Source organism: Agrobacterium sp. V1 (genome assembly GCF_030518355.1).
GTDB lineage: Bacteria > Pseudomonadota > Alphaproteobacteria > Rhizobiales > Rhizobiaceae > Agrobacterium > Agrobacterium cucumeris.
In genome coordinates this window covers 296,879-317,281 of the sequence record NZ_JAULSF010000001.1, presented here as the reverse complement: position 1 = coordinate 317,281, position 20,403 = coordinate 296,879, and the positions used below count along the sequence as shown (strand labels likewise).

Annotated in this window: 17 protein-coding genes; 11 read left to right on the top strand and 6 right to left on the bottom strand. The window is 59.0% G+C overall.

Annotation, left to right across the window (positions count from 1 at the left end; all coding sequences use genetic code 11):
- Nucleotides 1-233 precede the first annotated feature (233 nt).
- Nucleotides 234-893 carry an outer membrane protein gene (locus QSV77_RS01475; RefSeq protein ID WP_302732315.1) on the top strand — a complete coding sequence of 220 codons (660 nt, stop codon included), beginning with the start codon at nt 234-236 and terminating at the stop codon, nt 891-893.
- Between the two features lie 206 nt (nt 894-1,099).
- On the opposite strand, the gene glcF is transcribed toward QSV77_RS01475, so the two are convergent.
- The 3 genes from glcF to QSV77_RS01460 form a co-directional block, all read right to left on the bottom strand.
- Nucleotides 1,100-2,401 carry a glycolate oxidase subunit GlcF gene (gene glcF / locus QSV77_RS01470; protein ID WP_302732314.1) on the bottom strand — a complete coding sequence of 434 codons (1,302 nt, stop codon included), beginning with the start codon at nt 2,399-2,401 and terminating at the stop codon, nt 1,100-1,102.
- Nucleotides 2,402-2,415: 14 nt separating this feature from the next.
- The gene (gene glcE / locus QSV77_RS01465) at nt 2,416-3,618 is read right to left on the bottom strand and encodes a glycolate oxidase subunit GlcE (RefSeq protein ID WP_302732313.1); all 1,203 of its coding nucleotides are present in this window, start codon (nt 3,616-3,618) and stop codon (nt 2,416-2,418) included.
- Between the two features lie 220 nt (nt 3,619-3,838).
- On the bottom strand, nt 3,839-5,272 hold the full coding sequence (locus QSV77_RS01460) for an FAD-linked oxidase C-terminal domain-containing protein (RefSeq protein WP_302732312.1): 1,434 nt from the start codon (nt 5,270-5,272) through the stop codon (nt 3,839-3,841).
- A gap of 112 nt (nt 5,273-5,384) precedes the next feature.
- Here QSV77_RS01460 and QSV77_RS01455 point away from each other — a divergent pair, with 112 nt between their 5' ends.
- From QSV77_RS01455 to QSV77_RS01420, 8 genes are all read left to right on the top strand, one after another.
- A complete protein-coding gene (locus QSV77_RS01455; protein WP_302732311.1) occupies nt 5,385-6,302 on the top strand; it encodes a LysR family transcriptional regulator in 918 nt (305 codons plus the stop codon).
- 141 nt (nt 6,303-6,443) lie between these two features.
- Nucleotides 6,444-7,217 (top strand): FadR/GntR family transcriptional regulator, encoded by a 774-nt coding sequence (locus QSV77_RS01450; RefSeq protein WP_271360722.1) that lies wholly within the window; start codon nt 6,444-6,446, stop codon nt 7,215-7,217.
- A gap of 103 nt (nt 7,218-7,320) precedes the next feature.
- On the top strand, nt 7,321-8,664 hold the full coding sequence (locus tag QSV77_RS01445) for a glycosyltransferase family 1 protein (protein WP_302732310.1): 1,344 nt from the start codon (nt 7,321-7,323) through the stop codon (nt 8,662-8,664).
- Nucleotides 8,661-9,431, top strand: a complete 771-nt coding sequence (locus tag QSV77_RS01440) for an HAD-IIB family hydrolase (protein ID WP_302732309.1) — start codon at nt 8,661-8,663, stop codon at nt 9,429-9,431. Before QSV77_RS01445 ends, QSV77_RS01440 begins: the two co-directional genes overlap by 4 nt.
- A 260-nt stretch (nt 9,432-9,691) precedes the next feature.
- On the top strand, nt 9,692-10,132 hold the full coding sequence (locus QSV77_RS01435; RefSeq protein WP_161991133.1) for an NUDIX hydrolase: 441 nt from the start codon (nt 9,692-9,694) through the stop codon (nt 10,130-10,132).
- 163 nt (nt 10,133-10,295) lie between these two features.
- A complete protein-coding gene (locus QSV77_RS01430; protein ID WP_271360720.1) occupies nt 10,296-11,801 on the top strand; it encodes an inorganic phosphate transporter in 1,506 nt (501 codons plus the stop codon).
- A gap of 17 nt (nt 11,802-11,818) precedes the next feature.
- A complete protein-coding gene (locus tag QSV77_RS01425) occupies nt 11,819-12,556 on the top strand; it encodes a 16S rRNA (uracil(1498)-N(3))-methyltransferase (protein ID WP_302732308.1) in 738 nt (245 codons plus the stop codon).
- Between the two features lie 118 nt (nt 12,557-12,674).
- Entirely contained in the window at nt 12,675-14,048 is a 1,374-nt protein-coding gene (locus QSV77_RS01420) for a glutamate--cysteine ligase (RefSeq protein ID WP_302732307.1), read from the top strand.
- A 199-nt stretch (nt 14,049-14,247) separates the two neighbouring features.
- On the opposite strand, the gene QSV77_RS01415 is transcribed toward QSV77_RS01420, so the two are convergent.
- The gene (locus QSV77_RS01415) at nt 14,248-14,541 is read right to left on the bottom strand and encodes a DUF1127 domain-containing protein (protein WP_302732306.1); all 294 of its coding nucleotides are present in this window, start codon (nt 14,539-14,541) and stop codon (nt 14,248-14,250) included.
- 202 nt (nt 14,542-14,743) lie between these two features.
- Here QSV77_RS01415 and QSV77_RS01410 point away from each other — a divergent pair, with 202 nt between their 5' ends.
- Nucleotides 14,744-15,694, top strand: coding sequence for a LysR substrate-binding domain-containing protein (locus tag QSV77_RS01410; protein ID WP_142839139.1), 951 nt, complete (start codon nt 14,744-14,746; stop codon nt 15,692-15,694).
- Between the two features lie 67 nt (nt 15,695-15,761).
- Here the strand turns inward: QSV77_RS01410 and QSV77_RS01405 are convergent, their stop codons facing one another.
- Entirely contained in the window at nt 15,762-18,200 is a 2,439-nt protein-coding gene (locus QSV77_RS01405) for a DUF1217 domain-containing protein (protein ID WP_142839138.1), read from the bottom strand.
- A 367-nt stretch (nt 18,201-18,567) separates the two neighbouring features.
- Here QSV77_RS01405 and QSV77_RS01400 point away from each other — a divergent pair, with 367 nt between their 5' ends.
- A complete protein-coding gene (locus QSV77_RS01400) occupies nt 18,568-19,134 on the top strand; it encodes a DUF6101 family protein (protein WP_142839137.1) in 567 nt (188 codons plus the stop codon).
- Nucleotides 19,135-19,211: 77 nt separating this feature from the next.
- Here QSV77_RS01400 and ubiA read toward each other — a convergent pair whose 3' ends face one another.
- Nucleotides 19,212-20,165, bottom strand: a complete 954-nt coding sequence (ubiA, locus tag QSV77_RS01395; RefSeq protein WP_302732305.1) for a 4-hydroxybenzoate octaprenyltransferase — start codon at nt 20,163-20,165, stop codon at nt 19,212-19,214.
- Nucleotides 20,166-20,403 lie beyond the last annotated feature (238 nt).

Below are 20,403 nucleotides of genomic sequence, written 5' to 3'. Positions count from 1 at the left end.
GGCCGCCTATCCGCTTGAATTGCCGCCTTTGCGCGGTACAATCCGGCACAATTCAATCGAACGAAGCATTCGACGAGACTTGGCGGGGGACGCCAGGCGCCGGACCTCTCTAAGGGGATGATGGAACGGCCTTAAAACGGGTGGTCAACTGACCGCCCGTTTTTCGTTTCTGTCATTCAAATGTTATCAAAAAACGGTTTGGTGGATTTCTGATATCAATCTGGATTCTCTCCATGCCGCGCCACACTTCTTTTGTCTGCGCCCTGCTCCTCAGCGGCGTTTCCTTCTCTGCCGCACTCGCAGGCGAATTCGAAATTTCCGGTTATGGCGGCTGGCAAAGCGCCCCGCACAGCGATGTGACGGTTTCCGACGGACCGGATTTCCGGGCCGGATGGGAAGGCAAGTCGTTTTCCAGCCCGCCCTATTGGGGCGTGCGCGGCACCTACTGGTTCGAAGAGGGCCGGCTCAACAACTTCGGTATCTCGCTCGATTTCACCCATGACAAGGTTTATGCCGACGACCAGGCGCTTGCCCGCTCCGGCTGGTCGCATTTCGAATTCACCGACGGCCTGAACCTTTTGACGCTCAACGCGCTCTATCGCTTTCCGCTGGAATCCCTGCCGATCACCCCTTATGTGGGCGCCGGCGTCGGCATCAACGTGCCGCATGTGGAAGTGAACCGTCCGTCGGGCAAGACCTTCGAATACCAGTTTGGCGGCGCCACCCTGCAGGCGCAGGCCGGCCTCAGCTACCGCATCACCGACAACTGGTCGACCTTCGTGGAATATAAGGGCACCTATTCCTTTATCGACGTCGATATCGACAATGGCGCGTCGCTGAAGACCGATATCATCACCAATGCGGTGAATTTCGGCGTGGCGTATAAGTTCTAGCTCTCTTCCCTCATTCCTGTGCTTGTCACAGGAATCCAGCCGACGCGCGTCTGCGCAGCGGGAAAGCCTTTTCAGCCCAAGGACTTGGGCCGGCTGGATCCCTGTGACAAGCACAGGGATGAGGGAGAACAAAGAAAACTCACGATCCAATCTTTGCGGCACACGTTATGGCGCTCTGGATCACTGCCCTATGAGCGCACCACGTTCTAAACCGAAAGCCGCGCCGGCTTCGGCCCGCCATAGGCCCAGTCCAGCAGCTCAACCGTGTGCAGGATCGGCATATCAGTGCCGGTTCCGATCTGCGTGATGCAGCCAATATTGCCGGTGGCGATGACATCCGCGCGGGTGGCCTCGATATTCTTCACCTTGCGCGCCTTGAGCTTGGCGGAAATTTCCGGCTGCAGGATATTGTAGGTTCCGGCCGAGCCGCAGCAGAGGTGCCCCTCCGCCGGATCGCGAACGGTAAAACCCGCCGCCTTCAGCAGCTGTTTCGGCGCAAGCGTGATCTTCTGGCCATGCTGCATGGAGCAGGCGGAATGATAGGCAACCGTCAGGCCCTGGCTTTGCCGTTGTGGCAGGTCGAGGGTGGCGAGATATTCAGTGATGTCCTTTGCAAGCGCCGAGACCCGCGCGGCTTTGTCCGCATAGGCCGGATCGAGCCGCAGCATATGGCCGTAATCCTTGATGGTGGTGCCGCAGCCGGAAGCCGTGATGATGACGGCGTCGAGGCCGCCGCTCTCCATCTCCCGCGTCCAGGCATCGACATTACGCCGGGCTGAAGCGAGTGCTTCTTCCTCCCGGCCCATGTGATGCACCAGCGAACCGCAGCAGCCCTCGCCCCTCGGCACCACGACCTCGATGCCGAGCCGCGCAAGCAGGCGCAGCGTCGCCTCGTTGATGCCAGGGTCGAGCACCGGCTGGGCGCAGCCGGTGAGAATGGCGACACGCCCGCGCTTTTCGCCTTCGGCCGGCCGTTCACCCGGACGGGCGGCAGCGGAGGCGGAAGGCACGGCGGCAGGCGCGAGAGCCAGCATGGATTGCAGCGGTTTCAGCGCCGGAACCCTGGCAAGCAGGCCTGAGAAGGGCCGCGCCAGCCGGGCCAGATGCAGGGCCAGCCGGAAACGCGTGGGATGGGGCAGGACCGCAACCAGAAGATTGCGGAACAGCCGATCCATGAAGGGGCGCTTATAGGTCTGTTCGATATGGGCGCGGGCATGATCGACCAGATGCATGTAATCCACGCCGGAGGGACAGGTGGTGGTGCAGGCAAGACAGGAGAGGCAGCGGTCGATATGGGTGACGACCTCGCGGTCGGCCGGACGGCTGTTTTCCAGCATGTCCTTGATGAGGTAGATGCGGCCGCGCGGGCTGTCCAGCTCATTGCCAAGCGTGACATAGGTGGGACAGGTGGCGGTGCAGAAACCGCAATGCACACATTTGCGCAGGATTTTTTCGGATTCCGCCACATGCGGATCGGCCAGCTGTTGCGGCGTGAAGGATGTTTGCATGGTTCAGACCGCCCTTATATCGCTCCGGCCATCTTGCCGGGATTGAAGATACCCGCCGGATCGAGCTTTTCCCTGATCCGTGCCGACAGGATGGCTTCTGCCGCCGGGCGCGGCTCGAATGCCGCGACCGTGGCGCGCACGGCATCGCTCGCCCTTACCAGCGTTGCATGACCGCCGCCGAGCGCCCGGATGGCGCCGCGCAGCAAATCCGCCTCGGGGTCGGCCTCCATCTGCATCCAGACAAGGCCGCCCTGCCAGTCGTAAAAGGCATCGATGCCCGCTTCCATGCGCAGCGCCGCGACAAGCCGATGGCCCGCGGCGGGTGGGACGGAGACTTTCCAGAGCGGCTTAGCGCCCTGCCCGGCATAGGGCGCGACATCACGCACCTGTCGCCATAAAAGGCAGCTCTCTTCTTTCTCCAGCAGTGCCCATGGCCCGACCCGGTCCATGACCGACAAAAGCTTGCGGACGCGCGCTTCCACTGATGCCGCAAGCCCCTCCAGCCGCAGGATGGTTGCGGGACCATCCGGCAATCCGCCATCGATAAAACGGGAGCGAACACTTTCCGGCAGATGCGCCGCACCTGATACCTCGACGCTCATTGCCATCGCCGCCGCCATGATGCGTGTCGCCGCCTCGTCATCGAGACCGGACACGACCACGGTTTTTTCAGCCGGCGGTTTCGGCAACACGCGGAAGGTCACCTCGGTTAGGAAACCGAGCGTGCCGAAAGACCCGGCCAGAAACTTGGAGAGGTCGAGCCCGGTGACATTCTTCATCACCCGGCCGCCTGCCTTGATGATCTCTCCGCCGCCATTGACGAAACGGATGCCGAGCAGGCTGTCGCGGGCCGCACCCGCCACATAACGGCGGGGGCCGGAAACATTGGCGGCAAAAACGCCACCGATGGTCGGCTCGCCCGCAGTTCCCATGATCGGCCGATGGTCCATCGGCTCGAAGGCCATCATCTGGCGGTTTTCAGCAAGCGCGGCTTCGACGGTGGCAAGCGGGGTGCCGGCCTTTACGGTCATGACCATTTCGGCGGGAACGTAAGAGACGATGCCGTTCATGGCGCGGGAAGAGAGCGCATCACTTGCCGCGACTGCGTTGCCGAAACCGGAACGGGTGTTGCCGCCGATGATTTTCAGCGGGGTTTTTCGGGTTGCGTGGTCGCGGATGATATCGGCGGCCTGTGTTTCTGAGTATGGGGTCAGCATAGAGTCGAGGCCTTTGAGCAAGAGATACCCCCCTCTGCCCTGCCGGGCATCTCCCCCTCAAGGGGGGAGATCGGCAAGCGGCCACCTCTCGATCAATTCTCGAACGCTGCGATTGGAACGATCCGCAAGCGTCTTGCCGATCTCCCCCCTTGAGGGGGAGATGCCCGGCAGGGCAGAGGGGGGTGAGCCACACCCGCAAACATCACAAAATCCACACCCATCATCCCCTCCCCTCCAGCGGAAACACCTTCGACGGGTTCATCAACCACCCCTCGTCAAAAGCCGCCCTCACCGCCATCTGTTGGGCAAGATCGGCCTCACCATACTGGTGGCGCATCAAATCGCGTTTTTCGATGCCCACACCATGCTCGCCGGTCAAACAGCCGCCGGCATCGACGCAGAGCTTCAATATCTCATTGCCCGCCTCCTCGGCGCGGGCGGCATCATCAGGGTCGTTGGCGTTGAACAGGATCAGCGGGTGCATGTTGCCATCGCCGGCATGGAAGACATTGGCGACGCGCAGGCCGAGCCGGTCGGTAATCTCGCTCGTCTTTTTCAGCACGTGGGAAAGTTGAGAAAGCGGCACCGTGCCATCCATGCAGATATAATCCGCGATACGGCCCGTCGCGCCGAAGGCGGATTTGCGGCCTTTCCAGATCGCCGCCGCCTCCATGGCCGACTGGCACTCCTTCACGGTCTTTACGCCGTGTTTTCTGGCGATGGTGACGATATCGGCCAGCATGGCGTCCATTTCCGCCTCGGAGCCCTCGACCTCGACAATCAAAAGCGCACCAACATCCAGCGGATACCCCGCCTTGGCAAAGGCCTCGCAGATCTCGATGGCCGGCTTGTCCATGAATTCGATGGCGACTGGAATGATCCCCGCACCGATGATATCGGCAACGCAGGAGCCGGCCTCCTCAGATGTCTCGAAGCCGAACAGCACCGGTCGCGCGCCTTCCGGCTTGGCGATCAACCGCACCGTTGCTTCCGTCACAATACCAAGCTGGCCCTCCGAGCCACAGACGAGGGCGAGCAGATCGTAACCGGCGGCGTCGAGGTGCTTGCCGCCCAGTTCCAGCACCGTGCCATCCACCAGCACCATTTTCACGCCGAGCAGATTGTTGGTGGTGACGCCGTATTTCAGGCAATGCGCGCCGCCGGAATTCATGCCGATATTGCCGCCGATGGTGCAGGCAAGCTGCGAGCTTGGGTCCGGCGCATAAAAGAAACCTTCCACGCCGGCCGCATCCGAGATGGAAAGATTGGTGACGCCCGCCTGCACCCGGGCGGTGCGATTGTAAAAATCGAGATCGAGGATCGAGGCCATTTTCGAAAGACCGATCACCACCGCATCCTCCTGCGGGATAGCGCCGCCAGACAGCGAGGTGCCGGCGCCGCGCGGCACGACCGGAATGCCGTAGCGGTGACAATATTTCATCACTGCCGCTACCTGCTCCGTCGTCTTCGGCAGTGCGACCGCGAGCGGCAGACGGCGGTAGGAAACGAAGGCATCGGTTTCGAAAGGCACGAGTTCGCGAGGCTCGTGCACAAGGCAGTCTTCCGGCAAGACATCCTTCAGGTCGGATATGATGCGGTCACGGTTTGCGACGACCTTCGCACGCGGCTCCAGAAACTTGATCGGCTGCGTCACCGCCCTCTCCTCCATGCATGTCCTGCCAACTGGTATTCTTTCTTTACCACTTTGAAACGGCGCAATCAAATGTTATGGATTTTTTCCATTCTGGAAACAATTGAGGGCAACTGTGACAAATCTGGGTGATCTGGAAGTCTTCGCAAGCGTTGTCGCCTCCGGCAGCATGTCGCTTGCCGCCAAGGAGCTTGGCTATTCGCCGGCCGTCATTTCCAAGCGCATCAAGCGACTGGAAGAGAAGCTCGGCGCGCGGCTTTTCCAGCGCACCACGCGGCAAATTTCGCTGACCGAGGCCGGACAGGGATTTTACGAGCGGGTACTTGCGGTGCTGGAAGGGCTTGAAGAGGCCGAGGATTTCGTGTCCGGCCGGGCCAACACCGTCAACGGCACGCTGAAAATCTCCGCCCCGACCTCCTTCGGGCGCATGCATATCGCGCCGCATCTGAAGACGTTCATGCAGCGGCATCCGGACCTCTCGGTCAATCTGGTGCTCAGCGACGAATTTATCGACATCATCGAGGGTGGCTACGACCTGGCGATCCGTATCGCCGACCTCAATTCGTCGAGCCTCGTGGCGCGCAGGCTGGCGCCGGTGCGCCGGGTGCTCTGCGCCTCGGCAGATTATGTGGCCGCGCACGGCATGCCTGCAACAATCGAGGATTTGAAGAAGCACCGCTGCCTGCCGGCACATAATAATGATGTATGGCGACTGGAAGGACCGGGCGGCGCGCTCAGTATTCGCCCGGAAGGCATGCTGGTCACCAATTCCAGCGAAGTGATCCGCGAGGCGGTGATTTCAGGACTTGGCATTGCACTGCGTTCCACCTGGGATATCGGCCATGAATTGCGCGCCGGCAAACTGGTACAGGTTCTCCCTGGCTATGAAGGGTCGCGCAACGTCACGCTTTCGGCGGTTTATCCAAGCCGGCAGTTTCTGCCAGCGAAGGTACGGTTGTTCATCGATTATCTGGCCGGGCTTTATGGGCCTTCACCCTATTGGGAGCAGGCTGAAGCGCCGAAGCTGATTTAAACAGGCGGGCACCGCGATGCCGCTGGCGCGGACAAGGCCGGCTCGCTCGGAACTGGACAGAATATTTGACCAGTGCAATGCTTGGCTGATAATTTGCCCAATATCAAAATCAGGGGCGGGATTTCGCCGGAGACTTCTGCGATGGATGAAACGCTTTTTGCGCGCATCGAGCACAGCCGCACATCGCAGGAGGTGATCCTACGCTTCGAGGAACTGATCCTCGACGGCATATTGCGGGATGGCGACCGCCTGCCCGGCGAGCGTGAACTGGCGCAAAAGCTGGACGTCTCGCGGCCGATCCTTCGGGAAGCACTGAAGGAGCTTGAAACCCGTGGCCTTCTCGTCAGCAGACATGGCGGCGGCACGTTCGTCGCGGATATTGTCGGCCCGGTGTTTTCCGACCCCCTGAGTGCGCTGATCACCCGCCACAGCCGGGCAACGCGGGATTTTCTCGAATATCGCCGTTATATCGAAGGCATGACCGCCGAACTTGCTGCGCAACGGGCGACAGAGCCGGACAGGCGCAACCTGACGGCTATCGTCGACAGGATGCGGGAAGCCCATGAGGCCGGCCGCTTCGACGACGAGCTTTCCGGCGATGTGGAATTTCACAACGCCATTGGCGAGGCGGCGCATAATATCGTGCTGATGCACACGTTGCGGTCATGTTACCGGCTTTTGAGCGATGACATCTTTTATAATCGCCATCTCATCTTCACCGTCGCGGGCGCCCATGACGAGGTGCTGAGACAGCATATCGCCATCCATGACGCCATCGCGAGCGGCGATCCGGCGGCGGCAAGGGCTGCGGCAGAAGCTCATATCGACTTCATCGTGGAGACGACATCCAGGGCGCATCAGGCGCGTGAATGGGACCGGATTTCCCGTTTGAGGCAGCAGCAGCGCAGCGTCTGAAAACGCTATCCGGCGAAATACAGCACCTATTTTATTCAGGTTTTTATGGAACCTTTTGTGCTCTTTGGTCTTTTTATCGGGTTAATTGGAAAAATTTACCAAGATGGGACCCATGACAACCACGAGCGAAACTGAACGCTATCCGCGGATAGCTCTCATATCGACGCATGGCTATGTCGCCGCGCACCCGCCACTGGGCGCTGCCGACACCGGTGGACAGGTGGTTTATGTGCTTGAGCTTGCACGCAAACTCGGCCAGCTCGGTTATACTGTCGATCTTTATACCCGCCGCTTCGAAGACCAGCCGGAATTCGACGAGGTTGACGAGCGTGTCCGCGTGGTGCGCATTCCCTGTGGCGGGCGCGATTTCATTCCCAAGGAATATCTGCATCGCCACCTGATGGAATGGTGCGAAAACGCACTGCGTTTCATCAAGAAAAACGACCTCAATTACTCCTTCATCAACAGCCATTACTGGGATGCGGGCGTGGCCGGGCAGCGACTGTCCGAAGCGCTGAAAATTCCGCATCTTCACACACCGCATTCGCTCGGCATCTGGAAAAAACGCCAGATGGAGACCGACTATCCGGAAAAGGCCGATACGTTCGAACTGGAATTCAATTTCAAGGAACGTATCCAGCACGAGCTGATCATCTATCGCAGCTGCGACATGGTGATCGCCACGACGCCGGTGCAGCTTGACGTGCTGATTGAAGATTACGGGCAAAAGCGCAAACACATCCACATGATCCCGCCGGGTTATGACGACAACCGCTTCTTCCCGGTTTCGGATGCGACGCGGCAGATGATCCGCCAGCGTTTCGGTTTCGAGGGCAAGGTGGTGCTGGCGCTGGGGCGGCTGGCCACCAACAAGGGTTACGACCTCTTGATCGACGGCTTTTCCGTCCTTGCCGAGCGCGAACCGGAAGCCCGCCTGCATCTGGCCGTCGGCGGCGAGAACATGGACGAACAGGAAACCACCATACTTAACCAGCTGAAGGACCGCGTTAAAGCGCTTGGACTGGAAGACAAGGTGGCGTTTTCCGGATACGTCGCGGATGAGGACCTGCCGGATATCTACCGCGCCGCCGATCTTTTCGTGCTTTCCAGCCGTTACGAACCTTTCGGCATGACGGCGATCGAAGCGATGGCCAGCGGCACGCCGACCGTCGTTACCATCCATGGCGGGCTGTTCCGGGCTGTGAGCTATGGCCGCCATGCGTTGTTTGCCGATCCTTTCGACAAGGAAGACCTCGGCATAACCATGATGAAACCCTTCAAGCACGAGCGTCTCTACGGGCGACTTTCGCGCATGGGCGCGCACAAGGCGCGCAGCCTGTTCACCTGGACGGGCATTGCCCAGCAATTGCTGGCGCTTGTTGAAGGCAGGATGATGCCGGTTCTCGAAGAGGCGGACTGGGCCGAACCGTGGAATGACGGCGATTGAGACCGCTTCGCCTTTTTTCCACCGATCTCGACGGAACCGTTGTCGGCAACAACGATGCCACGCGCCGGTTCCGCGATTTCTGGCAATCATTGCCGGACGAGCATCGTCCGGTTCTGGTCTTTAACAGCGGCAGGCTGGTCGATGACCAGCTTGCGCTGTTGGAAGAGGTGCCGCTGCCGCGGCCCGATTATATCATCGGCGGTGTTGGAACCATGCTGCATGCCAAGGAGCGCAGCGAACTGGAAAGCGCCTACAGGCACTCACTCGGCACCGGCTTCGATCCGAAGCGGATTGCCGATGTCATGGGCCGCATATCCGATGTGACGATGCAGGAAGAGCAATATCAGCATGGCCTCAAATCCAGCTGGTTCCTGCATGATGCCGATGAGAAGGCGCTTGCTGATATTGAAAACGCGCTGCTGGCAGCGGATATCGATGCCCGCATCGTTTATTCCAGCGGTCGCGACCTCGACATATTGCCAAAGGCCGCCGACAAGGGTGCCGCACTGGCGTGGTTATGTGGACAACTGCATATCGGTCTCGACGAATCGGTCGTTGCGGGCGATACTGGCAATGATCGAGCGATGTTCGATTTAAATGACGTTCGCGGTGTGATCGTTGGCAATGCCTTGCCGGAACTTGTTTCCCTGGCAAACCGCAATAGCCGGTTTTACCTCTCGGGCGCGACTGAAGCGGATGGTGTGATGGAAGGTCTCCGACATTGGGGACTGGATGCGGGCCAGCGCAATTCCGGCCGTAACCGTTGAGCGGTTTGCGTTCCGAATGACCTGAAGCAGACAGATACGGAATTCCGCAATCGGCTGTTGAACCGGCAACCCCGGCAAGCTTCCGTTCGCCTCCATCTGTGCCCCTTAATCTTCATCAGCATGAAGACAATAGTGGGTTATGGATGAAGGGGGATTGGCGGAACATACAGTGTATCTATATTAGCAATTATCACTACCCGGCAAACAAGGATTTATACGGATTGAAGATTTTGAATCGATTGGCGACAGACGTTGGCTTGATGTTGCGCAGACCGCCGCGACAGCAATATGCGGCGCTGTGCTATCGATTGTCCAAAAAACATCCGGAGCCGGAAGTTCTGCTGTTGACCAGCAGGGATACCGGACGATGGGTCATTCCCAAAGGCTGGCCGATGGGCGGCAAGAAGGCCCACGCGGTGGCCGAACAGGAAGCCTATGAGGAAGCCGGTGTCAAAGGCACGGTGGAGAAGGCCCCCTTCGGCTTTTATGAATATGAGAAAAAACTGAACAGCGGCGTCAACGTGCCGTGCAGGGTTCAGGTGCATCTGCTCGAAGTCTCGGAAATGCAGGAGAGCTTTCCCGAAAGAGACTCCAGAAAGCTGGAATGGGTCACTCCGCAGGAAGCGAACAGGCGGGTTAATGAGCCGGAACTGAAGGCGCTGATGCTCGCTTTCGACAAGCGGATGGCGCATTCGAAATAGCGCCGACGCCCGAAGCGTGGCAATGTGCAGTTTGTTTTTCCAACATGGCTTTTATCGTCTTTCATTTTGGAAAGATGTGCGAGATGTAACAGTCTTTCTGTAAAATTGCCTTCAACCTGCGACATTGCCGGACGAGAGGGAATGTTGGCAAACGAGGTCTGAATTGGCAATAAAGCCACCATCGAACATGAAACCGACGCTCGACAAGGATCTCGACAAGATCACCCGTGTCGAAGAGGCGACGCTGCACGTCACGCAGCAGCTTGCCGGCCTTGGCGCGGGGTTCATGTTCGTTGTCCTGGCGGCGATATTTGCCGGTGCCTTCGTCACAGGCACCGACGGCTCTGTCATCATCATCGCCGCCGTCGCCATTGGCGCCTATATGGCGATCAATATCGGCGCGAACGACGTAACGAACAATGTCGGCCCGGCGGTTGGCGCCAAGGCCCTGCCGCTTGCCGCAGCACTCATCATTGCCGCCATCTGCGAGATCGCCGGTGCCCTCATCACCGGCGGCAATGTGGTTGAAACCATTTCCAGCGGGATCATCAACGTCCAGACCATTCCCGACAGGACCGCATTTTCCTGGGCGATGCTGTCGGCACTTCTCGCCGCCGGCCTTCTCGTCAATCTCTCCACCTGGACCAAAGCGCCGATTTCCACCACCCATACGGTGGTTGGCGGCGTTGCGGGTGCGGGCATGGCCGCCTATGGCATTGGTGCAGTCGACTGGCTGTCGCTCGGCAGCATTGCCTTCGCATGGGTGCTGGCACCCTTCATCAGTGCCGCCATCGCCATCCTCATCCTTGCCTTCATCAAGGAATGCATCATCTACCGCGAGGACAAGATCGAAGCCGCGCGGCTGTGGGTGCCTGTTCTTATCGGCCTGATGGCCGGGGTTTTTGCCGCCTATCTCATCTGGGTGGGGCTGCGGCAGCTCATGCATGTGTCATTGGGCCATGCCAGCCTCATCGGGCTCGTGACCGGCCTCGTTGCCTGGCGTCTCTGCGTGCCGATCATCCGCAAACAATCGCAAGGGCTGGAGAACCGCAACCAGTCGCTGCGAACGCTGTTCCAATGGCCGCTCGTGCTCGCCGCCGGATTGATGTCCTTCGCGCACGGGGCAAACGACGTGTCCAACGCCATCGGCCCGGTGGTGGCCATCGTTCGGGCATTGCACAACGAAGCGGTAGAGACGTCCGCCCGCGCACCGCTCTGGGTGATGCTGGTCGGCGCATTTGGCCTTTCTTTCGGTATTCTGCTTTATGGCCCGCGCCTCATCCGCTTGGTCGGTGAGCAGATCACCAAGCTTAACCCCATGCGCGCCTTTTGTGTTTCCGTGGCCACCGCGCTCACCGTTCTTGTCGCCTCACGCTTCGGCCTGCCGGTCAGCACCACCCATACGGCAATCGGCGCGGTATTCGGCGTCGGTTTCTTCCGTGAATGGTACACACAGTCATCGCGCCGGCGGCAGGAACTCGTCAATGCGGGCACCGGGGATATCCGCCGGACCGCACGGTTTGCCGACAATCCTTCCGAGGTGCGCCGCCGCTACCTTGTCCGTCGTTCCCACTTCATGACGATCATCGCTGCCTGGCTGGTCACCGTTCCCGCAAGCGCCACCCTTGCGGCGCTGCTCTACTGGCTGATGTCTTTCCTCTTTCTGTGAAACCGAAACCAAATCCCATGCGCGCAAATTTCCGGATGCAACGTCTGTTTATCGAAGCCCCGCTTGCTGCGGACGTGGCACTGGAGGCGACAGGCGAACAGTTCAATTATCTCGCCAATGTGCTGCGCATGACGGATAGCGCGGAAATTCTGCTGTTCAACGGTCGCGACGGCGAGTGGAAGGCGAAGCTGTCCTTTCCAAGCCGCAAGAAGATCGTTCTCGTCCCCCTGGAACAGACGCGGCCACAGCCGGACGCGTCGGATCTGCATTATCTCTTTGCGCCGCTGAAGGTCGGGCGCATGGATTATCTGGTGCAGAAGGCTGTTGAGATGGGTGCCGGCCTGTTGCAGCCGGTGATGACGCAGCATGTTCAGGGGAAAATCCACAACACCGAGAAACTGCGCGCCAACGCTGTCGAGGCCGCCGAACAATGCGGCATTCTGTCTCTGCCTGATGTCGCCGAGCCGGTGAAGCTGAAGGACATGCTGGAGAACTGGCCGCAGGACCGGCGCATCATCTATTGCGACGAAGGCGATGCGGGGCAAAACCCGCTACCGGTTCTGCAATCCATCAAGGAACGTAAAATTGCCCTGCTGGTTGGCCCGGAAGGCGGGTTTTCCGAGGAAGAACGGGAACTTCTGCGCAGTCTTGCCTTCGTTACCCCCATTCCGCTCGGGCCGCGTATCCTGAGGGCCGATACGGCCGCCGTCGCAGCATTGGCGGTCATTCAGGCGACCATCGGCGACTGGAACTGAGGTGGAATATTACGCTTGATGCATCTTTAAAAGAAATTCATTTGCCTCCGGATGCGATCCGGCTCTATCTGCCAATCATATGCCTCGCCGCAACAGAGACGTCATAACAAGGTAAGCCATGGCACGCGACACGACCGACCAGACCCCCCTCTCCTCCATCACGGAGCTTACAGACTATCTGGCGGGCGGTAACAAAGCCGAAACCGATTTCCGCATCGGCACCGAGCACGAGAAATTTGCATTCTTCCGTGAGGACAACAGCCCCGTTCCCTATTTCGGTGAGGCCAGCATTTCCGCCCTTCTGAAGGGCATGCAGGCCAAGCTCGGCTGGGAGCCGATCATGGATGGTGAGAACATCATCGGGCTTGGCGAACAGCACGGCATGGGGGCCATCTCCATCGAGCCGGGCGGCCAGTTCGAACTATCGGGCGCACCTCTCGAAAACCTGCACCAGACCTGCAAGGAATCCAACCAGCATCTGGCGACCCTTCGCGAAGTGGCCGAGCCGATGGGCATCCGTTTCCTCGGCATCGGCGGCAGCCCGCTGTGGAGCTATGACGAAACACCGCATATGCCCAAATCACGCTATGCGATCATGACGCGTTATATGCCGAAGGTCGGGACCAAGGGTCTCGACATGATGTATCGCACCTGTACGATCCAGGTGAACCTCGACTTTTCCTCCGAAGCGGATATGCGCCAGAAGATGCGCGTTTCCATGAAGCTGCAATCGCTGGCAACCGCACTGTTTGCCTCCTCGCCCTTTACCGAAGGCAAGCCGAACGGCCTTCTCTCTTGGCGCGGCGATATCTGGCGCGACACCGACAATCAGCGTTCCGGCGTGCTGCCCTTTACCTTCAACGACGATTTCGGCTTCAAGGACTATGTCGAATGGGCGCTTGATGTGCCGATGTATTTCATCGTGCGCGACAGCAAATATCATGATTGCACCCATGTTACCTTCCGTCAGTTCATGAACGGTGCGCTGAAGGGCGAAATCGCCGATTGGCAGCCGACCATGGGTGACTGGACAAACCATCTCTCCACCCTCTTCCCGGATGTGCGCCTGAAGCGTTTCCTCGAAATGCGCGGCGCCGATGGCGGCCCTTGGAGGCGCATCTGCGCCCTGCCGGCTTTCTGGGTTGGCCTTCTTTATAATCAGGAAGCGCTTGACGCTGCCGATGCGCTGACCGCCGGCTGGAGCTTCGACGAGGTGATTGCACTTCGCGACGCCGTGCCGGTCAAGGGCCTTTCCGCCGAGATCGCCGGCAAGCCGCTGCTGGGTATCGCCCGCGAGGTTGTCGATATTTCCCGCACCGGCCTTAAAAACCGTAACAGGCTGAATGGCGAAGGCCAGGACGAGACCGTGTTCCTTTCGTCGCTGGACGAGGTGCTGGCCAAGAAGACCACGCTCGCCGAAGACCTGCTGGCGCTCTATAACGGACGCTGGGGCGGCTCCGTGCTGCCGGTGTTCGAGGAATATCAGTATTAAGATATCCCGGCGAACCCCATTGTGGGGTCAGGGAGCCGCGTAAAAGCAGGCAAAGCGCAGCCACAAAAAAGCCCGGCGCGGCCTAGGGGCCTGACACCGGGCAAAGGCAGGGCTATTGGCAAATCACCCTGCGGGGAAAACTCTTCGGTTCGAAGCAGTTCTAGCCGCTGGAGGCCCGCTGGAACTGCGCAAACTTGGTTTACGGCGTCTTGAACCGTGTCACTGCCCGCTTGCGTGCGGCGCGGGTCAGATGAGCGGTCGGATCTTCGAACAGGCCGGTATTAAGCGCGTCCCGCACGTCCGAATGCGCCAGACCGATATCGGCGAGAAGGCGGTCGTCAAGCTCGGTCAGCCCATTGGCGACGATACGATTGTAAATGCGCTGCAAAAACGTTTTCACGGCCGAAGCACCACCGAAGACGATGCGACGCAGGGTGTCGCTCTGCCTTGTGGTTGCAAATTCCAGTTCCATTCTCCGTTCTGCCGTGCGCATGACACTTATCCTTCCGTAACGGCACGATGCGGCACCGCCCCCGACGCACCACGCGCGAGAAGCTGCCTTGGGTTGGGGCCTGACGTTTCGCCGGCCCGTGGTTGAGATTGATTTGCTTGAAGTCAAAATGTCGCAAGACTATTGATCAGTCCAACGAATGTTTCTAATGTAAGACATCAATCATTCTGATGGATGACCATCCATGTCCGCACCTCTCGATATAGATCAGCTGCACACCTTCATCGCCATCGTCGATACGGGCAGCTTCACCAAAGCCGCCGACCGCGTTTTCAAGACACAATCCGCCGTCTCCATGCAGATGCGGCGGCTTGAGGAGCGGATCGGCAAACAGCTTTTCGCCAAGGACGGGCGTGGCAACCGCCTGACGGCGGAAGGCGAAAAATTGATGAATTACGCCCGTCGTATCATCCGCCTCAACAACGAGGCGATCGCCGCCTTTGACGACAACCGGCTCGAAGGTACATTGCGCATCGGCACGCCTGATGACTATGCCGACCGTTATATGCCCGAAATCATCGGCCGTTTCGCCAAGACCCATCCGAATGTCGAGCTTTACATCGTCTGCGAACCTTCGGTCAGCCTTGCCGAAAAAATGGCGCGCGGCGAGCTGGATATTGCGCTGGTCACCCACAATCCCCGCGCCCGCTCTTCGGATGTGGTGCGCACCGAACCGCTCTGCTGGGTCGCTTCCGCCAACCATCCGCTGAAGGATGACGCGCCGGTGCCGCTTGCCGTCGGCCGGCGCGACTGCCACTGGCGGCAGCTTGCCTGTTCGGCGCTTGATGCCGACGGGCGGGATTATCAGGTTCTGTTCACCAGCTGGTCTTCCACGGTGGTGGCCGCCGCCGTGCTGGCCGGCATGGCCGTCTCGGTGCTGCCGGAATCGGCGTTGCGCACCGGCATGAAGGTTCTGACCGCCGCCGACGGTTTCCCACCGCTACCGCCGGTGCAGATCGGCCTGATGAAACGGCCGGGCCTCTCCCCCTCGCTGGTGAATGCGATTACCGACCACATCACCGCCTGCCTCGACAATATCTCGCCGATGAACGTCGCCGACGAGATGGACAGTGACGTGAAGACCTATCCGAAGATGCCGCGCCTGCGCGCCGGGCACATGCTGCCGGGGTGGTGAACGCATAATACAAATACGAAGGCCGGGGTAAGTTCCGGCCTTTCTGTTGCGCGTTTGCGTGATCCCCTTACCGCGCCCGCAGGGACGCGACCGCCAGCAGCGTTTCGCCGCTGATACCCGCCGAGCCGCTGCCATTAAACAGCATCATGATCGGATCCATGGTATTCTGTGCGTTATCGTACATGATGGTGAAACGGGCGACGAGTTTCTTGACCTTTTCCGGGTCCTGAAAATCCTCGATGTCGAAATATTTCTTCATCATCGACACCTGCGTATCGACCGGGGCGTTGCCGAGTTCATCGGGAATACCAAAGGTGGTGTTGATGAAATTCTGGATCGCAGTGTCGGCGAGGATGGAGTAATAGGACGTCGTTCCCGCCGCCATGCGCTTGAAATAGAGCGCCAGGCGCACGCCGGCATTCTCTTCACCCGCCTGCGTTTCCAGCGTCTGGGTCAGGTAATTGTCCAGCGTCTCGTAAAGGCCACGCCGCGTCTGGATCAAGCTGCGGTCTTCGCGAAGGATATTACCGTCCGTATCGAAGTTGAAGGCGGTGACGAGACGGCGGAAGACCGGATCCATCTCCTTGTTGACGTAGCTTTCGCTGTCATCCAGCTTGGACGAGAATATCTTTCCCAACTGCTCCTTCGTCACGGTTTTCGGATCGATGCCCAGTGATTCCATCGCAAATTTCGTCAGGCGATCATTGGCCAGAAAGTCCTTCAGCGTCTTGACCTTCTGCATCTCGGCGGTGAAATATGCCGCCTCTTTCTTGGCCGCTTCCTTGTCCTTCTCCGTGCCGAAAGCCGACTTCTTCTTGATATAGTCAGCCGACATGGTCTGCATTTCGATTTCCGACTGGGCCAGAACGGGAGACCCCAAACTTCCGTCGGACTTGAAGTTGAAAAGCTCCGCCAGCTTGACGTAGCGCTCGTCCTTCAGCGTATAGACGTAGCTCTTCTTGTCCTGCAGGTCGCTGGTAAGGACCTTGCGGATATCGGAAACATTCACCTTGGCCGGATCGAGACCGACCGACTTCAGCGCGTAGTTATAGACCGCGCTGCTGTCGAGAAAGTCCTTGACGGATGTGACGCTTTTTATGTCGCTCTTGAACAGTTTGAGCGCATTCGCGTCGGCCGCGTCATCCTTGTCGTTATAATGGGTCATATAGCCGTTGGTGGTGGTCGCGGTCTGCAACGTCGTCTGGGGCGTCGTGCCGGCGGCAAGCGTTCCGTCCGCCTGGAAGTTGAACGCATTTCTCATGGCGATGTAGCGTTTGTCGTTCTTGCCGAAGGTCGCGATGTAGTTGTTCGGGTCGCTCAGATCGCTGGTCAGAATATTCTCGATCGTCGCCTTGACGATGGTCACATCGTTCAGATCGAAAGCAACCTTTATATAGTTGAGAAGGCGTGCATCCGAGGTCAGTTCGGCCACCGTCTTGATAGAGCCGATCTTCGATTCGAAATAATCCCTGTGCAGGGTGGCGACCGTCGGCGTCACGCGCGGCGCGCTAGCGATATAGGCATCCGTCATCACTTTGACGTTGTCGGCCTTCTGCGCTCCGCCGGCGGCCACGGTGCCGTCGTTCTTGAACTCGAAGGCGGCCGCAAGCTGCGCCATCTTGTTATATTGCGTGACGGTGTTCGACAGCTTCGTCTGCTCCGCCGTGATTGCGGCGAGTTTCGCTTGCCACTCGCTCTTCGGTGGCAACACGGCTTCAAGCTGCGTCAGCTGATCCTGCCTCGTCACCTTTTCCGCCTCGAGCGCCGTGCGCTGCTCGGTGGTCAGATCTGTCCCCGCAAGCGAGGTGTCGATGGCGGTGATGCGGGCCGTGACCTGCCCGTGCAGTTCGATATTGCCTTTCATCGCCAGCTTTTCGACCGCGTCATTATAGGCGGCACCGAATTTCTGGTTGAGATAGCTATCGGGATCGGCGATGTCACTCGTCATCAATCCGCGGATATGGGCATAGGTAAAGGTCTTCTCGTCGATGCTGAAGACCTGGAAAATATAGGCGCGGGCCCTGTCATTCTGCAGCAGCTGATCCACATTGGTGACAGAGCCGATGATCGCCTTGTAATAACGCGTTTCTTCCGAAAGGCTGTTATCGAGATCAGATATCGACGTACCGTAAAGCCCGATCATCTTGTCGAGCTGGGCCTCCGTCTGGACGGTCTTCGTCGACGCCGTGAAGTTGAAGGCTGCGGCGAATTCGCGGTAGCGCTCATCGGTCAGCTTGTTGGCAAAGCTGTTCTGGTCGTTCAGGTCGCTTTCCAGAACCTTCTTCATGAAGGCCTTGGCGTAGGTCATCTCACCGAGACCGAAGGCATCCATGGCGTAGGAATAGAGCTGATAATTATTCAGGAACTCGTCAACGCTTTTCACATTGCCGATGTTTTCCTTGTAATATTTCGTCTGCCGCTCGATGAGACCCTGCTGCGCCACGCGCGAGATGCTCGTCTTCATATCGCGGTTGATGAGGTCGTAGCTGAGATACGTCGATACCATCTGAATGTCCTCTGGAACATCGCGCATCCCTTCGGGAGCATCGAGGTTCCGGTTTTTAAATCCACCCATCACGCCCCATCCGGACGCACGGCAAGCCTTGGCAGGACTATGCATGACGCTGCTTGCCCGGAGCTTGAAAGAGCACATTTTCAGGGATGATAAAAACCGCATTGTCTCAATCGGCTTTACGCAAACGAAACCATGCCACAGTGGGTTTTGCTAACCATTTGGGAATGCAAAGTTTTCTTAACCGCGATTTTTAAGCAGTCTCGAACATGCGGCGGATAATCTCCTGACATCAGAGGACGAAAAGTCCCGATGAGAAGACCGGAAACCGGCTCTCAGGTAAAACAAGGGTAGATTAAACATGACCAAGACCGTTCTGAAGCCCGACTGGGCCGTTGCCACACTCAGACTCGACCCGGCACGTTTTCCGCAACAGGTCACCTATGGAAAAGGTAACGGCACGACCGACGTCGCCGTGACGCTCGATGAACGGGGCGCCGTTCTGAGAAAGGTTCTGTCCTCTTCCGGCCTGCCTTTGTCTTTCGCCCTGCCAGCCCGCGCCTTCAAGGGCGTTGCCGCCCGCGCCATCGACCATGGCGACGGCCAGGTAACCGTGACGCTGGAACTTCACCATGATGATCCGGATCTCTGCGTTCCGCTGCTGGTCGCCCATGATCTCTGCGATATCGCCGCCGACTGGCGCAGCTGGTCTGAAGCCTACCGCATTCCCATGCTGATGGTGGAAGCCGATGGCGTTGCCCGCCCGCTGGAAGAACATCTCGGCAAGGTGCGCACCCAGAATACCCGCCCGCGCCGCCGCCATTCCTATTTCGCCGATCGCCGCCCGCGCTTCCTCGTTCGTCGCTCCACCGGCTCGCTCGGCATGAGCATGAAGATCGAGGGCAAGGAAATCATCGCCCGCAGCTGATAACCTTCAGCAAGACAATCAAAAGCCCGGCGCGCAACAATGCGGCCGGGCTTTTTTCGTATCTTTATTCCGGTGGTTCACACCAGCAGAAGCGGCAGGATGAGGCCGGCAAAAATCATCACGCCGACACGGTTGTTGGATTTGAACAATACGAGGCATTGCTCGACGTCGTCGATATCCAGCACCCAGACCTGGCGGAACAACATGATGGCCGCAGCGGCAAGGCCGCTATAGGCAATGACGTTAACGCCCGCGCCCCAGAAGGACAGGGCGATCATGGCAAGGGCTGTGCCATAAAGAAAAACCAGCCAGCGATGTGTGTTTTCTCCAAACAGCAGGGCGGTCGAACCGATGCCGACTGCCGTGTCGTCTTCCTTGTCCTGATGGGCGTAGATTGTATCATAACCGATCGTCCAGGCGATGGAGCCGACATAAAGCAGGACAGCCGGCCAGGCGATCGATCCGAACTGCCCGGCCCAGCCCATCAGCGCGCCCCACGAAAAGGCAAGGCCGAGGAAAAATTGCGGCCAGTTGGTGAAGCGCTTGGCAAAAGGATAGATCGCCACGAAGATCAGCGAGAAGATGCCTGTCGCGATTGCAAAGCTGTTGAACTGCAAGAGCACCAGAAATCCGGCAAGCGCCTGCAACACGATGAAGACCTTGGCCTGCAGCCGGGTCACGCGGCCCGATGGCAGCGGCCGGGAACGGGTGCGCGCCACGGCCATGTCGATCTTGTGGTCGGCCAGATCATTATAGGTGCAACCGGCACCGCGCATCGCCACCGATCCGATGAAAAACAGCACCAGGTGCCAGATCAGCGTGCCCCAGGAAAAGCCGCCGCTCACCGTCGCAGCATTGGCCGCAAGGGCGGCGGACCAGAAACACGGCCACATCAGCAATTGCCAGCCGATGGGGCGATCCCATCTTGCGAGCTGCGCATAGGGCCAGAGGGACCTCGGCAAAATCCGATAGACCCAGTTATTGGATGGCGCGTCGGAAACGCGGCCTGATAAATCGCTGTGGTGAACCATGGGATGGTTCTACAGCATTGGCGGGAAAATCGGAACGGTTTTCAAAGTGCAAAGATGCGCGGTTTTTGGTGATTTGCCCTCGGGCGACCGGCAAAGCGCCTCACCTCTCCACTGTCATCCTCGGGCTTGACCCGAGGATCCACCACCCGTTGAAATCAATGGATCCTCGGGTCACGCCCGAGGATGACACCGATTATTTGGATAGAAAAAACCCGCAGCAGAATGCTGCGGGTTTTCA

Bases quoted from the DNA above. Each gene is read 5' to 3' on its own strand.
- QSV77_RS01420 (WP_302732307.1), top strand. From the start codon at position 12,675: ATGGCACGCGACACGACCGACCAGACCCCCCTCTCCTCCATCACGGAG.
- QSV77_RS01405 (WP_142839138.1), bottom strand. From the start codon at position 18,200: ATGGTATCGACGTATCTCAGCTACGACCTCATCAACCGCGATATGAAG.
- QSV77_RS01450 (WP_271360722.1), top strand. From the start codon at position 6,444: ATGGATGAAACGCTTTTTGCGCGCATCGAGCACAGCCGCACATCGCAG.
- QSV77_RS01400 (WP_142839137.1), top strand. From the start codon at position 18,568: ATGACCAAGACCGTTCTGAAGCCCGACTGGGCCGTTGCCACACTCAGA.
- glcE (WP_302732313.1), bottom strand. From the start codon at position 3,618: ATGCTGACCCCATACTCAGAAACACAGGCCGCCGATATCATCCGCGAC.
- QSV77_RS01410 (WP_142839139.1), top strand. From the start codon at position 14,744: ATGTCCGCACCTCTCGATATAGATCAGCTGCACACCTTCATCGCCATC.
- QSV77_RS01445 (WP_302732310.1), top strand. From the start codon at position 7,321: ATGGGACCCATGACAACCACGAGCGAAACTGAACGCTATCCGCGGATA.
- ubiA (WP_302732305.1), bottom strand. From the start codon at position 20,165: ATGGTTCACCACAGCGATTTATCAGGCCGCGTTTCCGACGCGCCATCC.
- QSV77_RS01435 (WP_161991133.1), top strand. From the start codon at position 9,692: ATGTTGCGCAGACCGCCGCGACAGCAATATGCGGCGCTGTGCTATCGA.
- glcF (WP_302732314.1), bottom strand. From the start codon at position 2,401: ATGCAAACATCCTTCACGCCGCAACAGCTGGCCGATCCGCATGTGGCG.
- QSV77_RS01425 (WP_302732308.1), top strand. From the start codon at position 11,819: ATGCGCGCAAATTTCCGGATGCAACGTCTGTTTATCGAAGCCCCGCTT.
- QSV77_RS01415 (WP_302732306.1), bottom strand. From the start codon at position 14,541: ATGCGCACGGCAGAACGGAGAATGGAACTGGAATTTGCAACCACAAGG.
- QSV77_RS01475 (WP_302732315.1), top strand. From the start codon at position 234: ATGCCGCGCCACACTTCTTTTGTCTGCGCCCTGCTCCTCAGCGGCGTT.